Here is a 14,797-nt window from a genome sequence, read left to right as displayed (position 1 = left end):
TTGCCTAAAAATCAGTAACCATGATGAGTTAACATCTGAAATACACAAAAATGCCACCGTAAAGTAACCTCCACGGTGGCATTGCTATAACGGCACAATCGCAATACAGCTTACAAGTCCAACGCCAGAACTTTTGAATTGCGTTGGAAGTTATACAGCTTCTTTTTTGCGTTAGGCAGCTGTTCAACATCAACAATATTAAAGCCGAACTCCAAGAACCAATGAATACTGCGGGTGGTTAAGGCAAACAGTTTCGAATAACCTCGAACCCGTGCTTGGCCAATAATATTGTTCAGCAACACACTGCCTCTGTCAGCATCACGATAGTCTTGATGCACCACTAAACAGGCAAACTCACCGGCATTGTCTTCTTCAAAGGGATATAACGCCGCGCAGCCAATGACTAAGCTATCGCGCTCAATCAACATAAACTGCTCAATTTCCATTTCCAGCTGCTCACGGGAGCGGCGCACTAGCACCCCTTGCTCCTCTAATGGGCGAATAAGGTCTAATACTCCACCGATATCGCCAATGGTGGCGCGTCTTAAGCGCTCAGCGCTTTCAGTAACAATTTGGGTACCAATACCTTCACGGGAGAACAACTCTTGTAGCAAAGTGCCATCTTCAAGGTAGCTCACCAAGTGACAACGTGGAATGCCATTACGACAAGCATCAATACTGGCCTTTAAAAACGCCATGGTGCCCACACAGGATTTACCCGCCGTTTGCATTTCATCCAAGATGGACTGCGCGCCATTTGGCATCAGCTCAGCAATCACCTCGCCGTCTTTGCCCAAAATGCCGTGGGTATTACTAAAACCAATAATTTTGTCGGCTTTAAGCTTTATAGCCACTTTGGTGGCCACTTCTTCGGCAGTTAAGTTAAAACATTCGCCAGTGACAGAAACCGCAATAGGCCCCATCAATACAATACAATTTTTTTCCAGCTGGCGTTCAATACCTTGAGTATCAATACGGCGCACTTTGCCCGTTAGGCAAAAATCCACCCCGTCATCGACTCCCAAAGGCTGAGCAATAACAAAGTTGCCACTGACAAGGTTGATTTGTGCATTTTGCATTGGGGTGTTGCCAAGGCTCATTGACAGCCTTGCTGTAATATCAAATTGCACTGAGCCTGCAACTTGTTTAATCACTTTTAATGAGTCTTCATCAGTAATGCGCACGCCGTTGTGATAACTCGGTTCAATACCCGCACTGTGCATGGCGCTATCAATTTGCGGCCTTGCGCCGTAGACCAACACCACTTTAATCCCTAAGGAGTGCAACAAGGCGACATCGTTTAAGATGCCTCTAAATTGATTATGCAGCAGGGCTTCGCCGCCAAGCATGACAACAAAGGTTTTTCCGCGATGAACATTAACGTATGGCGCTGAATGGCGGAAACCATCAACCAGCTCTGTGGTTCTTAAAGGCACATTAACCCCTAAACAAATAATCAATCAGAACAGTCAGTGACAAAACCACCAACAATATAATTACGCAATAATATTGCATTTAAATTCACTTTAAAAGCATTTTATCGCATTAGTAATAGTTTTAGACCATAAATAGTGCCTATAAAGCAGTAAATAAGCTCACATAACCGCCAAATAGTTCAAATGGCGTTTATGCATAAGGCGGCAATATAGCGTCAATAAGTGAATAATGAAGACAAAATAAGCGTAACGACCTCTATCACTGTAAGGCGTTGTTTATAAAGCAAGAGAAAAGCATAACTGATTGAAATTGATAACGCGGAGATCTGGATTACATTTTTGACAGGCAAAAAAAAAGCCCCATAAAGGGACTTTTTTAAAAGAACAAAATCAATTACTTGATTTTAGCTTCTTTGTACATAACGTGCTGGCGAATAACTGGATCAAATTTCTTGATTTCCATTTTTTCAGGCATGTTACGCTTATTTTTTTCAGTAGTGTAGAAGTGACCAGTTTTAGCACTAGATACTAATTTGATCTTCTCACGATTACCTTTAGATTTAGCCATTTTCTATTATACCTTCTCGCCGCGGGCACGAAGTTCTTTAACAACAACTTCAATACCTTTTTTGTCGATGATACGGATACCTTTGGTAGATACACGTAGTTGCACGAAGCGTTTTTCTTCTTCTAACCAAAAACGGTGGTTTTGTAGGTTAGGTAAAAAACGACGACGAGTCGAATTTTTAGCGTGCGAACGGTTGTTACCAACCATAGGCTTCTTGCCAGTAACTTGGCATACTCTTGACATGTCAATCTTCTCCAAAAACAATTTTAAAACGCTCGAGCATTTATGTGCCTCGTGTGGCCGTCGCCCGAGGCACAAAGAGGGCGCATTTTATACACGATAACAAAAATAAGGTCAAGCGTTGTTTAATTTATCCACCCGCGTTCAGCAAAAGAAACTATCTCCTGATCGCCTACAACCATATGATCTAAAAGAGAAACATCGATAGTAGATAAGGCTTTTTTTAATCTGTCAGTAATTTGCCGATCTGCCTGACTTGGCTCTGCAATGCCAGACGGGTGATTATGACACACTATGACTGCCGCAGCTTTTTTTTCCAACACCAAGCTCACCACTTCACGTGGGTAGACTGATGCAGAATTAATCGTTCCGCGGAATAATTCTACAAATTGAATCACTCTATGTTGGCTATCCAACAATAGTAATGCAAACACTTCATAGGATCGGTCTGCTAATTGTCTCATTAAATAGTCCCGAGTTAAATCAGGATTTACCAAAATTTGCCCTCTACGCAGATTTTCTTGCGAAATTCGCTTAGAAATCTCCGATGCCGCCTGTAATTGGGCATATTTTACCGGCCCAACACCCGACAATTGGCAAACTTGACTACGCGGTGCACAAAATAAAGCCCTTAATCCGCCAAACTGACCAATCATATCTCGGGCAAGATCGACCGCATTTTGACCTGCTATGCCATTTCGCAGTAAAACCGCCAGTAACTCGGCATCCGATAAATGCCCTGCACCTAAATGTAATAATTTGTCTCTTGGCCCTTCTCCTTCAGGCCAGTCTTTAATCGCCATAAACACTCCTTGTTTAATGTCATCCGTGATGGGGGCACTCATACTTGTATGAGTAAGTTATAGATAGTGGGTAGCAATAACTTTTTGTAAATAGCGAGTTGTGACCCTTAGTTGTTGTGACCCTTAGCACATTATTATGGTCTATATTTTTAATTTCGGATCATCATCCTTATTTAGATTGTGATATCTTAGCCGCAATATCGCGATGAGCAGGATTGAGCAAAACATGCTGACAAATAAAAAAGTCCTTCTAGGCATAGGTGGTGGTATTGCTGCCTATAAAAGTGCCGACTTAATACGCCGCCTTAAAGAGCGCGGTGCTGATGTTCGTGTGGTCATGAGCCAAAGCGCCATGGAGTTTATTACCCCACTGACAATTCAAGCGCTATCAGGTCATCCTGTGGCCTCAGATTTACTCGATCCAGCAGCTGAAGCCGCAATGGGACATATTGAGCTCGCCAGATGGACTGATGTGGTTATCGTCGCACCAGCGACAGCTAACCTCATTGCGCGTATTAATGCAGGTATGGCAGATGAACTGTTAACCACCACCTGCCTTGCTACTGAAGCGCCAATTATCGTTTGCCCAGCCATGAACCAGCAAATGTATCGCAACCTTGCAACCCAAGAGAACCTTGCCAACATTAAACGTAAAGGCATCACCGTTTGGGGGCCTGCCAGTGGCGATCAAGCTTGTGGCGAAGTCGGCCCAGGTCGAATGCAAGAGCCCTTGGCCATTGCTGAGCAACTGGTGCAGTATTTCGCCCCAGCTGAAAAACCATTAAACGGTTACAAATTGATCCTGACTGCGGGCCCAACCCGTGAAGCAATCGATCCGGTTCGATACATCTCTAACCATAGCTCAGGTAAAATGGGCTTTTCATTAGCCGCAGCCGCAACCCAAATGGGCGCTGAAGTCACCCTCATTAGCGGCCCTGTTAATCTGGCCACACCTTCAGGCGTTAAGCGCATCAATGTCGAATCAGCACAACAGATGTTAGATGCCGTCATGGAAAACATTGAAGACCAAGCTATTTTTATCGGCTGCGCTGCAGTGGCCGATTACCGCATCGCCACCGTCGCTGAATCTAAAATCAAAAAGTCGGCTGAGCATATGCAACTTGCGCTCGTTCGCAATCCTGATATCTTAGCCAGCGTTTCAGCGCTAAAAAATCGACCTTTCACTGTAGGTTTTGCTGCAGAGACCGATAACGTAGAAGAATATGCCCGTGGCAAGCTTGAACGCAAAAAATTAGATCTTATTGCTGCCAATGACGTATCAATTGCAGGTCTAGGGTTTAACGCCGATAACAATGCGCTGCAGGTGTTCTGGAAAGACGGTAGTGAAAAACTACCCGCAACAGACAAACTGACACTGGCAACGCAATTACTTACTTTGATAGCAGCAAAGATTAAAACATCATGAAAACACCTGTAGAACTTAAACTTCTCGACTCGCGTATTGGCAGCGAGTTTCCTTTACCTGCTTATGCCACCCCAGGCAGTGCAGGTATGGACTTACGTGCCATGATTGATACCACTATGGTTATCGAGCCAGGTGAAACCGTATTAATCCCAACTGGCATAGCTGTACATGTTGCCGATCCAAGCTTAGCTGCCGTGATCTTGCCTCGCTCAGGCTTAGGTCATAAACATGGCATCGTATTAGGCAATTTAGTCGGCTTAATTGATTCAGACTACCAAGGCCCCTTAATGGTGTCTTGCTGGAACCGCAGCGATAAAGCCTACAGCATCGAAATAGGCGATCGTTTAGCGCAGTTAGTTTTTGTGCCTGTAGTACAGGCGCAGTTTACCTTAGTCGATGAGTTTGATACCTCAGAACGTGGTGAAGGTGGATTTGGTCATTCTGGCACCAAATAACCTTTACAAGTAGTCACAATCCTAGGAATAAATAATGGCGGCTAGCCCAAAAATAAATCGTCGTGAGCACATTTTACAGTGCCTTGCGCATATGCTGGAAACCAGCCCTGGTCAACGTATTACCACTGCTAAGTTGGCAGCTGAAGTTGGTGTTTCAGAAGCGGCGTTATATCGCCACTTCCCAAGTAAAGCGAGAATGTTTGAAGGCTTGATCGAGTTTATTGAAGATGCGATTTTATCGCGCTTGAATATCATCATGGATGAAGAAAAAGACACCATGAAACGTTGTGAGCTGGTACTGCAACTCTTACTGGTGTTTTCAGAGCGTAACCCGGGGATCTCACGGGTGCTCAATGGTGATGCACTTTTAGGTGAAAATGAACGTTTACGCAGCCGCATTAGCGCACTGTTTGCAAAAATTGAAACCCAAATCAAACAAATACTGCGTGAAAAAACCCTCCGTGAAGGCAAAGGTTTTAATATCGACGAAGCCATACTTGCCAACCTACTGCTTGCAGTAGCAGAAGGGAGAATCGCTCAGTTTGTGCGTAGTGAGTTCAAACAAAAGCCCACTAAGCACTTCGATGAACAGTGGCAGTTTATTCAGCAGCAACTGTTGAGAAGCTAACCTATTAGCATTGCTAATATCGCTTATTATGGTCGTTGAATTAACACAAAACAACAACATATCTAAAACGCACTTCGGTGCGTTTTTTATTGCCGATAAATTGTATTTGTTAATTAAATGTCGTACTTTGGCTTTAGTTTATCGATAGCTATCGATAAATATTACCACTACAAAAATTAACAAGGATGTTTATGAAACACACTGCTGTTATTGCAGCCTGTCTGCTGGCCTTTATTCCCTCAATATCTCATGCGGCATCATTATCTGATGCGAGCCTTTTCAGTAAAGGGGCAAAGTTTAGCGATGTCAAAATTTCTCCAGAAGGTGATTACCTCAGTGCATTAACTAGCCACAATGGCAAAAAAACCTTAGTTATTTTAGAAACAAAAACCAAAAAGCTGCTCAATGCGCTCAACTTTCCAGGTAATGCCGAAGTCGGCAATTATGTATGGGCAAACCATGAACGTATTGTGCTACAAAAAGTCTATTTAAAAGGTTGGTCCGACATTCCACAATATTATGGCGAATTATTTGCTATTAACGCTGATGGCTCACGCAAAAAATACTTATTTGGCTATAACAGTGGCGAGCAACAAACCGGTTCCCATATAAAGAAAAACACCGCTATTAATGCCACTGCATTCATACTTGATCCAATGCCAGAAAACAATAAACACATGCTGGTCAATGCGATACCATGGAGCAGTGCGCTTTCGAGAGGTTATGATAGCCTTCAAGATGTATATCGTGTCGATCTCTATACTGGTAAAAGACGCAAAATCGTTACCTCTCCCATAGGTAAAGCTAGCTTTTTAACCAATCATACAGGCGAAGTAAAATTTGTAGCTGGTATCGATAGTCAAAATAAAACCCAAATATTTTATCGCCATGAAGGCGATTGGCTGAACAGTAGCAAGCTTAATCTTGGTTTGACTGATTTTTATCCCATTTCATTCGCCAATAACCCTGACACCATTTTTGCCGCAGGCAGAGAAGACAATCACACCTTGGGGGTGTATAAAATTGATTTAACTAGCGGCGAAAAGCAACTGGTTGTTCAAGATGAAGATGTTGACCCAAGCAACTATTGGATTAATAAAAAAACCAAACAGCTTTATGCCGTCGAATTCGATAGCGGATATCCAACTTATGCCTTTGTAGATAAACAAGATCCCCACTCCAAACTAGTTAAACAATTGCTGGCATCACTACCTGGACATCAAATCCAAATAGTCAGTGAAACTAACGACGCTAAACTCGCTATCATTAAAGCCTTCAACGATCGCAACCCTGGTGATTACTACTTATTTGATACCGAAAACACCAAACTTGAATATCTTTTGTCTGAAAAAAGCTGGCTAGACCCTGATGCCATGGCTGAAGTGAAACCTATCAGCTTCACCAGTCGTGATGGCAAAACGATTTCTGGTTACCTCACCTTGCCCGCAGGTAAAGAAGCCAAAAACCTACCACTGATTGTTAACCCCCATGGCGGCCCACATTATATCCGCGACAATTGGGGTTTTGACCCACAAAATCAGTTACTGGCGAATCAAGGCATGGCGGTATTACAGGTTAACTTTCGAGGTTCAGGTGGTTTTGGTGGACAATTTCAACAAGATGGTTATCAAAAGTGGGGCTCTGAGATTCAATACGACATCATTGATGGCACCAAATATGTAGTTGACCAAGGTTTTGCAGATAAAGATCGCATTTGTATTGTGGGCGGCAGTTTTGGCGGCTACAGCGCCCTACAAAGTGCCATTATTGAGCCTGATTTATTCAAGTGCGCCATTGGCTTTGCCGGTGTTTACGATTTAGAAATGATGTTTGAAGAAGGTGATGTACAAGAATCTCGAAGTGGCACTAGCTATTTAAAAGATGTGCTTGGGGAAAACCCTCAACAACTTAAAGCCATGTCACCCGCCTTTAATACCGATAAGCTTAAAGCCAGCTTATTACTCGTTCATGGCGGCAATGATGAGAGAGCACCCATTGAGCAGTTAGAGTCATTAGAAAAAGGCTTAAAGCAGCACAAATACCCTTATCAAAAACTAGTCATGGATGATGAGGGTCATGGCTTTTATAATGATGAACATAGAGCCAAATACTACAATAAGATGTTGAGTTTTTTGAAAGATAATCTCAAGTTGTAATTTTGTCGCCTCACACCAAAGCCGATACTTGACTAAAAAGGTCGGCTTTTTTTATTTCAATAATATTAATTTGACCTAAATCACGTTATTATCCCGTCCCTGATCTTTGATGCAGCGCTTGCCCATAAAGCGTTAACGTCATTTTTAGCATACACTCATTAAGTATTACCCCTGTGGTTGGAGGATAAGATGGCACTAAGTGAAGCCGCGTTGAAAGTTAAAGCAGCACTAACTGAACAAGGGCTTGAAACCCCAATGCTGCCTCAAACTTACACAGCAGAAGAGCGTAAGCAGAAAATTGAGCATCATATGAAAGAAATCCTGACATTAATGTCGCTGGATTTATCGGATGATAGCTTGATGGACACCCCACGCCGCATTGCCAAAATGTATGTTGATGAAATCTTCTCCGGCCTTGATTACCAGAACTTCCCTAAAATCACTGTCATCGATAATAAGATGGGCGTTGATGAAATGGTACGAGTGCAAGACATCAGCCTCACCAGCACCTGTGAGCATCACTTAGTGACCATTGATGGCTTTGCTACAGTTGCTTATCTGCCCCGTACTAAGATTATTGGCCTGTCGAAGATTAACCGCATCGTGCGCTTCTTTGCCCAGCGTCCACAAGTACAAGAAAGACTGACTCAGCAAGTGCTGGTTGCCCTGCAAACCTTGCTTGAAACCAAAGATGTGGCGGTAAAAATGGATGCAGTGCATTACTGCGTTAAATCCCGTGGCGTTATGGACTCAACCAGTTCAACCACCACCACAGCGTTAGGTGGGGTGTTTAAATCAAATCCTGCTACCCGCGCTGAGTTTTTACATCAGTCTAAGTGCTAATTAAATACTATTGATTAGAAGATGGTAATTGCACAACCAAACACAAAAAAGCCAGACATCATGTCTGGCTTTTGCTTTCTCGCTATTAATACAAAACAGATTAAATACCGTATTGCGCTCGATAAGCACTCACTGACGCTAGCTCTTTTTCCATGCCAGGTTTTTCAGATAAATAGCTAATCAAGTCAGACAGCTTAACGATAGAAACGATGTCACAGCCAAAGTCACGCTCAACTTCTTGAATAGCTGATAACTCGCCTTTGCCTTTTTCTTGTCTGTCTAGGGCAATCAATACGCCTGCAAGGCTTGCATCATGGGCTTCAATGATTTCCATCGATTCACGAATTGCGGTGCCCGCGGTGATCACATCATCCACTAACATCACTTTGCCAGCAAGTTCACTACCCACTAATGAGCCGCCTTCACCATGAGTTTTCGCCTCTTTACGGTTAAAGCAATATGGCACATCTTTATCATGATGATCGCACAAGGCAACCACTGTGGTCGTTGCAATTGGAATGCCCTTATAAGCAGGGCCAAACACTAAATCGTAATTGATACCAGAATCAACTAATGCAGCAGCATAAAAGCGACCAAGACGTGCTAAATCACGACCCGTATTGAATAAACCCGCATTAAAAAAGTATGGGCTAGTACGGCCTGATTTCAGGGTAAACTCACCAAAGCGTAATACCTGACGCTCAAGCGCAAATTCAATAAACTCACGTTGATATGCTTTCACATTATCTCCTTTATACTGTTATCATTTTTTGTAGAATACATTTTAAAAAAGGGCCCTAATGGGCCCTTAATTCAAATCAATTTTTAGCTTAATGCCGCTTTCTGAATGTCCACGATTTCGCGGATGCCGTGCTTGGCTAACTCAAGTAAGCTTAATAGCTCTTCATGACTGAATGGCTCGCCTTCAGCAGTACCTTGGATTTCAATCATCTTGCCAGTTTCAGTCATCACAACGTTCATGTCAGTTTCAGCAGCGCTATCTTCGATATATTCTAAATCGCAGATTGGCTCACCTTTATAAATACCAACACTAACAGCAGCAATTAAGAACTTAAGCGGGTTAGTTTTTAAAATGCCTTTACCACGAGCCCAGTTCAGCGCGTCAACTAATGCAACACAAGCACCAGTAATCGCTGCAGTACGTGTTCCGCCGTCAGCTTGAATCACGTCACAATCGATAACGATAGTGTTTTCACCCAATGCTTTCATATCAACAGCTGCACGTAATGAACGGCCGATTAAGCGTTGGATTTCTTGAGTACGACCAGACTGCTTGCCACGAGCAGCTTCACGTTGCATACGGCTATGAGTCGAACGCGGAAGCATACCGTATTCAGCAGTTACCCAGCCTTGGCCTTGGCCTTTAAGAAAACGTGGTACGCCTTCTTCAAAACTGGCAGTACATAAAACTTTTGTGTCACCAAATTCAACCAACACCGAACCTTCAGCGTGAGCTGTAAATTGACGAGTAATCGTAACTGGACGAGATTGTGCAGGTGTTCTGTCGCTTGGACGCATATGCATTTCCTATAGTGTGGAATTGATGACTTAATTTCGCAGCATATTATAGTGACTTGTTTCAGTGGATGCCACGCTTAACAAAACCCTTATTGGATTTTTATTAACAAAACGGCACACTGAGGGATTAAATATTGTTTAAATGATGTGAGACACATGAAAATTGCCATCTTTGGTGCCGGCTCAACAGGCTGTTTTTTAGCAGGCGAACTCAAGCTCGCTAAGCTTGATGTCAGTGTTATTTGCCGGCCACGGATTAAACACAGCATTATTGAAAATAACGGTATTCGGCTTACCGACTATCAAGGCTTAGATCAACGCGTCATGCCAGATGCACTGATGACCGATATCAACCAGTCTGTTAATAAGAGCCGTAATAAAAGTGATAATAATAGCGGCGATAATGAGCAAATAACGCAATTCGATGTCATCTTTGTCACCCTAAAATGCCACCAACTTACCAGCATCATCGATGACTTATTAGCAATATCAACCCAGCAAAGCGCCATCGTATTAATGCAAAATGGCCTAGGTAGCCTTGAAATCCTTCAGCAAGCCTTTAAAAACCGCAATCAAGTAAGGCAAATCTTTCAGGGCATCACCCCGTTTAATGTATTGCAGCAAGACAACGCCAGCTTTCATAAAGGCACTGAAGGGGTATTTACCTTCGAAACATGCCCGCAAACTCACGCCATTGACACCGCGATGAACAAAGCACAGGCAAATATCAGCTGCACATTAGCAACCGATATGGCGGCCATTATTAATGGTAAATTACTGCTCAACCTCAATAACGCCTTAAACGCCATATGTGATGTACCGATAAAGCAGCAATTAAGCCAGCGCAAAACCCGAAAACTGCTGGCCATGGCAATGCAAGAGTGGCTTAAGGTCTGCAAACAAGCACACTTACCACTGGCCCAATTCGCCAAAGTTAAACCCAGCTTGCTACCGCTGATTTTATCGCTACCTGATAGCTTATTTACCTTGATAGCAAAACCCATGTTGGCAATCGACCCGCACGCACGTTCATCGATGTGGCAAGATATACAAGCACAGCGCCCCACAGAAATTGATTACCTAAATGGCGCAGTCGTAAAGCTTGGGCTCAACCACCAAGTGGCAACCCCAGTAAACAGCGCTATAGTCGCAGGAATTAAAAAATTAGAGCAAGGCAAGACAATCAGTATCGATGAGATTTACCTCATGATCCGAGCTTAACTCGCACCTATATAGCGCCAGCACTTACAGAAAGTTAGCCCTGATATACCGCTAGCATTGCTTTCAGCTAGATACAAAAAAGCCGAGCTCATCACTGCATGCAGCAACCAACTCGGCTTTTTAACGCCTTAAAACAATTAATAGTCGTAAATAGTCTCGCTAAATCTACTTAGTCTTTTTAATCATAGGCAGCACCAACAGCGCCACACCTACCACTAAAAATGGAATACTCAATAATTGCCCTGCACTCATTGTCCAATCTGTGGCATAAGCGGCTTGCTTAACCTTGACCATTTCGATGGCCCAACGTGCGCTGAATACGCTACACAAGAACAGTCCAAAAATAACCCCGTGCTTTTGTTTTAAGTTGGTAAATTTATACACAGCAAACAAAGCAATAAAGATAACTAAATAGCTAATGGCCTCATATAACTGCGCCGGATGGCGCGGCAGCATATCAATACGTTCGAAAATAATGCCCCACGGTTTAGTGGTCGGTAGCCCTAAAATCTCTGAATTGGCAAAGTTTGCCATCCGTACAAAAAAGCCAAATATCGCTGTCGCAATGGCTAAGCGGTCAAGTAAAAACAAAAACGGCATATCGGTTTTACGCTTGTAATAGTAAAGCGCTAAAATGGCACCTAAACCGCCGCCATGGCTGGCTAAACCGCCTTCCCAAATGGCCAAAATCTTCATTGGATTGGCAAAATAGTAACTTGGATCGTAAAAGAAACAGTGCGCTAAACGGGCGCCAACAATAATCCCCACCACACAATAAGTCAGTAAATTATCTAGCGATGCGACATCTAAACCTTCTTTTTTGTACATGTGCTTCATAACTTGAAAACCACTGGCAATGGCTACCGCAAACAAAGCCCCATACCAATGTACTTGTAAACCCATAAATGAAATTAATACTGGGTCGAGATTCCACACAAAATGGTCCAATTGACTACTCCAAACATTAACAACCACTCACGCAGCAGGCGTGAGCAAATAATTGCCGCTACTATAAACAATTCATCGGCTTAATTCGATGACTATGGTCACCACAGCAGACTATTTCCATGATAGGTAGACGACACTCGTACCTTAATCGCAATGCTGTGACTGATAAAAGCCGCTTAAGTTGCACACTAACCAGTATAAATAGCTCAAAAGCCAGTTGATAAAACTTGCTAAGCTTTGACCTTCACAATCAGCAGACTATAATCGACACACTATTTACGTTGCTAATTAATCAGGGTTCACAATGATCCAAAGTATGACCGCCTACGCTCGCATTGAGCACAAAGCCGAATGGGGCACAGCCTCGTGGGAAATCCGCTCAGTCAATCAACGCTACTTAGAAACCTACTTACGCTTACCAGAGCAAATGCGTAGCCTAGAGCCAGTATTGCGCGATCGCCTACGTAAACGCTTAAACCGCGGCAAGGTTGAGGTCAACTTACGTTATGAACTATCAGAGTCTGGCAGCAGTGAAATGCGCCTAAACCAAGACTTGGCCAAGCAACTACTTAACGCAGCAGAGTGGTTAAAGAAAGAATCTAGCCATGGCGAGCTTAACTTAGCCGACATTCTACGCTGGCCTGGTGTGATGTCTGGCGCAGAGCAAGACATGGGCGACATCAATAAAGACTTACTGGTGGCTTTTGATGGCGCTGTAGCGCAATTTATCGAAGCTCGCGGCCGTGAAGGTGAAGCAATCAACACTATGCTGCAAACCCGCCTAGACCAAATTGTTGAACAAGTGGCCATCGTGCGCGAGCACATGCCAGCCGTGATGCAATGGCAACGTGACAAGCTAACCAACCGTTTAGCTGAAATCACCGGCGAACTTGATCCTGCTCGTATGGAGCAAGAAATGGTGCTACTTGCACAAAAGATGGATGTCGCAGAAGAAATGGATCGCCTTGATGCACACGTTGCAGAAACGCGCTTAATCCTCAAAAAAGGTGGCGCACAAGGCCGCCGCTTAGATTTCATGATGCAAGAGTTTAACCGCGAATCTAACACCTTAGCGTCTAAATCAATCAGTGCAGAAGTCACCGCCGCAGCGGTAGAACTTAAAGTGCTTATTGAGCAAATGCGCGAGCAGATCCAAAACGTTGAATGATATCCAATAGAGTCCAAACAAAACCTTTTACCACTGATTTTAAACAATTTAATTAAATATCGGTCCAAAGAGGTCCATATACACCCACCACTTTCCAACACTAAATGGTGGGTGATATGGTGAGTAACTTAGTATATAGTCAATGCATGGCGGTGGGTAAAAACACCCACCCTTGTATTTGACTGGAGACTAAGGGGCTTATGGGAAAGTTAACCGCAAAGGAAGTTGCAGCAAAATCTAAAGGAGAACCTGGCCGATTCGCTGATGGTGAAGGTTTATATTTTGTCGTTCCCAAATCCGGCAAACCATTTTGGATGCTCCGCTACACCGCCAACAAGAAACGCAAAGAGATGACACTGGCTAAATACAGTGATCTTTCGTTAGCAGATGCACGCGCTGAAGCCGCAATTAAAATGAAGCAGTTTCGTGATGGTCTAGATCCTCTCGTTGCCAAGAAACGCGCCGAACAAGCCGAAATTAAAACCGTTGATGATCTCTTTGCCGATTGGCATTTAGGTAATATCAAAAGACTCAAACATCACGAAATCCCCGAACGTATCTACCGTAAAGACATTGCTCCCCATATAGGTAGCTTCAACGTAGATAGCGTCACCGCCAGAGACATAAGAGCAGTATTACAGACTATCGCAGCCTCTAACCGACCAGCAATAGCTAACGATGCTCTGATGTACAGCAAGCAACTTTTCAATCACGGCATAAAACTGGATCTGCTTGGCGCAAATCCAGCGAGTGCATTTTCTGTTTCTGATGCTGGTGGAGTAGAAAAGAGTAAAGACAGAGCCTTAACCATCGAAGAGCTCATGTAACCCTCCCTTAAAATCAGAATGTTTTAAATAGAGTTTTCCATTTACACTAAACCAAATGGAGAATCACATGAAAAAGACACGTTTTACAGAAAGCCAAATCATCAACATCCTCAAAGAAGGTGAATCAGGCGCCCTTACTGTGCCTGAGTTATGCCGCAAACATAATGTTGGTCAAAGTACCTATTACAAATGGAAATCGAAATACGGTGGGATGCAAGCCTCTGATTTAACCCGTATGCGTGAATTAGAAGCCGAAAATGCCAAGCTTAAAAAGATGTTTGCAGATGTCAGTTTGCAAAACATGGCGTTAAAAGACATTGTTGAAAAAAAGCTATAAAGCCAGCAGAGCGGAAGGTGTTAGCCCACTATGCCATTAATGAATTTGGCCTAGGTGTTGTGTTGGCTTGTGATGCGCTAAGTATTAGTCGTTGCACATTTTATTACCAACTCAAGCGTATCGATGATAATGACATCATTGAGGCCGTATCAGGCATCGCAGAGAAGCATAGGGCTTATGGTTTTCGAAAGATATTTAAACG

Annotated in this window: 16 protein-coding genes and 1 pseudogene; 10 read left to right on the top strand and 7 right to left on the bottom strand. The window is 43.4% G+C overall.

Going from position 1 to position 14,797, the window contains the following annotated elements; genetic code table 11:
* Positions 1–110: 110 nt before the first annotated feature.
* From argA to radC, 4 genes are all read right to left on the bottom strand, one after another.
* On the bottom strand, positions 111–1,436 hold the full coding sequence (gene argA / locus AB4160_RS17460) for an amino-acid N-acetyltransferase (protein ID WP_102440197.1): 1,326 nt from the start codon (positions 1,434–1,436) through the stop codon (positions 111–113).
* Positions 1,437–1,830: 394 nt separating this feature from the next.
* Positions 1,831–2,004 (bottom strand): 50S ribosomal protein L33, encoded by a 174-nt coding sequence (gene rpmG / locus AB4160_RS17455; protein WP_011494790.1) that lies wholly within the window; start codon positions 2,002–2,004, stop codon positions 1,831–1,833.
* A gap of 6 nt (positions 2,005–2,010) precedes the next feature.
* The gene (rpmB, locus tag AB4160_RS17450; protein ID WP_055025225.1) at positions 2,011–2,247 is read right to left on the bottom strand and encodes a 50S ribosomal protein L28; all 237 of its coding nucleotides are present in this window, start codon (positions 2,245–2,247) and stop codon (positions 2,011–2,013) included.
* Between the two features lie 122 nt (positions 2,248–2,369).
* Positions 2,370–3,047 (bottom strand): DNA repair protein RadC, encoded by a 678-nt coding sequence (gene radC, locus AB4160_RS17445; RefSeq protein WP_102440196.1) that lies wholly within the window; start codon positions 3,045–3,047, stop codon positions 2,370–2,372.
* 226 nt (positions 3,048–3,273) lie between these two features.
* Between radC and coaBC the strand changes: the two genes are divergently transcribed.
* The 5 genes from coaBC (at position 3,274) to folE (ending at position 8,555) form a co-directional block, all read left to right on the top strand.
* Positions 3,274–4,473, top strand: coding sequence for a bifunctional phosphopantothenoylcysteine decarboxylase/phosphopantothenate--cysteine ligase CoaBC (coaBC, locus tag AB4160_RS17440; RefSeq protein WP_372005681.1), 1,200 nt, complete (start codon positions 3,274–3,276; stop codon positions 4,471–4,473).
* Positions 4,470–4,928, top strand: coding sequence for a dUTP diphosphatase (gene dut / locus AB4160_RS17435; protein ID WP_076538029.1), 459 nt, complete (start codon positions 4,470–4,472; stop codon positions 4,926–4,928). The genes coaBC and dut overlap by 4 nt, the downstream gene beginning before the upstream one ends.
* Positions 4,929–4,962: 34 nt before the next feature.
* Positions 4,963–5,556, top strand: a complete 594-nt coding sequence (gene slmA, locus AB4160_RS17430) for a nucleoid occlusion factor SlmA (protein ID WP_076538032.1) — start codon at positions 4,963–4,965, stop codon at positions 5,554–5,556.
* A 191-nt stretch (positions 5,557–5,747) separates the two neighbouring features.
* Positions 5,748–7,712, top strand: a complete 1,965-nt coding sequence (locus AB4160_RS17425) for an alpha/beta hydrolase family protein (RefSeq protein ID WP_372005678.1) — start codon at positions 5,748–5,750, stop codon at positions 7,710–7,712.
* Between the two features lie 189 nt (positions 7,713–7,901).
* The gene (gene folE / locus AB4160_RS17420; RefSeq protein ID WP_303459391.1) at positions 7,902–8,555 is read left to right on the top strand and encodes a GTP cyclohydrolase I FolE; all 654 of its coding nucleotides are present in this window, start codon (positions 7,902–7,904) and stop codon (positions 8,553–8,555) included.
* A 100-nt stretch (positions 8,556–8,655) separates the two neighbouring features.
* Here folE and pyrE read toward each other — a convergent pair whose 3' ends face one another.
* Both pyrE and rph read right to left on the bottom strand, forming a co-directional pair.
* The gene (gene pyrE / locus AB4160_RS17415) at positions 8,656–9,297 is read right to left on the bottom strand and encodes an orotate phosphoribosyltransferase (RefSeq protein WP_372005676.1); all 642 of its coding nucleotides are present in this window, start codon (positions 9,295–9,297) and stop codon (positions 8,656–8,658) included.
* An 83-nt stretch (positions 9,298–9,380) separates the two neighbouring features.
* Complete coding sequence (rph, locus tag AB4160_RS17410) at positions 9,381–10,094, bottom strand: ribonuclease PH (protein ID WP_102440192.1); 714 nt, start codon at positions 10,092–10,094, stop codon at positions 9,381–9,383.
* Between the two features lie 156 nt (positions 10,095–10,250).
* Here rph and AB4160_RS17405 point away from each other — a divergent pair, with 156 nt between their 5' ends.
* Entirely contained in the window at positions 10,251–11,315 is a 1,065-nt protein-coding gene (locus AB4160_RS17405; protein ID WP_372005674.1) for a 2-dehydropantoate 2-reductase, read from the top strand.
* A 165-nt stretch (positions 11,316–11,480) separates the two neighbouring features.
* Here the strand turns inward: AB4160_RS17405 and lgt are convergent, their stop codons facing one another.
* Complete coding sequence (gene lgt / locus AB4160_RS17400) at positions 11,481–12,263, bottom strand: prolipoprotein diacylglyceryl transferase (RefSeq protein WP_102520343.1); 783 nt, start codon at positions 12,261–12,263, stop codon at positions 11,481–11,483.
* Between the two features lie 304 nt (positions 12,264–12,567).
* On the opposite strand from lgt, the gene AB4160_RS17395 reads away from it, so the two are divergent.
* The 4 genes and pseudogenes from AB4160_RS17395 to AB4160_RS17380 all read left to right on the top strand — a co-directional run.
* Complete coding sequence (locus AB4160_RS17395) at positions 12,568–13,431, top strand: YicC/YloC family endoribonuclease (RefSeq protein WP_102440189.1); 864 nt, start codon at positions 12,568–12,570, stop codon at positions 13,429–13,431.
* A 200-nt stretch (positions 13,432–13,631) separates the two neighbouring features.
* Positions 13,632–14,258, top strand: a complete 627-nt coding sequence (locus AB4160_RS17390; RefSeq protein WP_372005671.1) for a tyrosine-type recombinase/integrase — start codon at positions 13,632–13,634, stop codon at positions 14,256–14,258.
* 67 nt (positions 14,259–14,325) lie between these two features.
* On the top strand, positions 14,326–14,595 hold the full coding sequence (locus AB4160_RS17385) for a transposase (protein WP_157936128.1): 270 nt from the start codon (positions 14,326–14,328) through the stop codon (positions 14,593–14,595).
* 17 nt (positions 14,596–14,612) lie between these two features.
* Positions 14,613–14,797, top strand: a pseudogene (locus AB4160_RS17380) (hypothetical protein); the annotation flags it as partial.

It is taken from the genome of Shewanella sp. 10N.286.51.B8 (assembly GCF_041469325.1).
In the GTDB taxonomy this organism is placed as follows: Bacteria; Pseudomonadota; Gammaproteobacteria; order Enterobacterales; family Shewanellaceae; genus Shewanella.
This window is presented reverse-complemented; position numbering and strand designations above follow the sequence as displayed.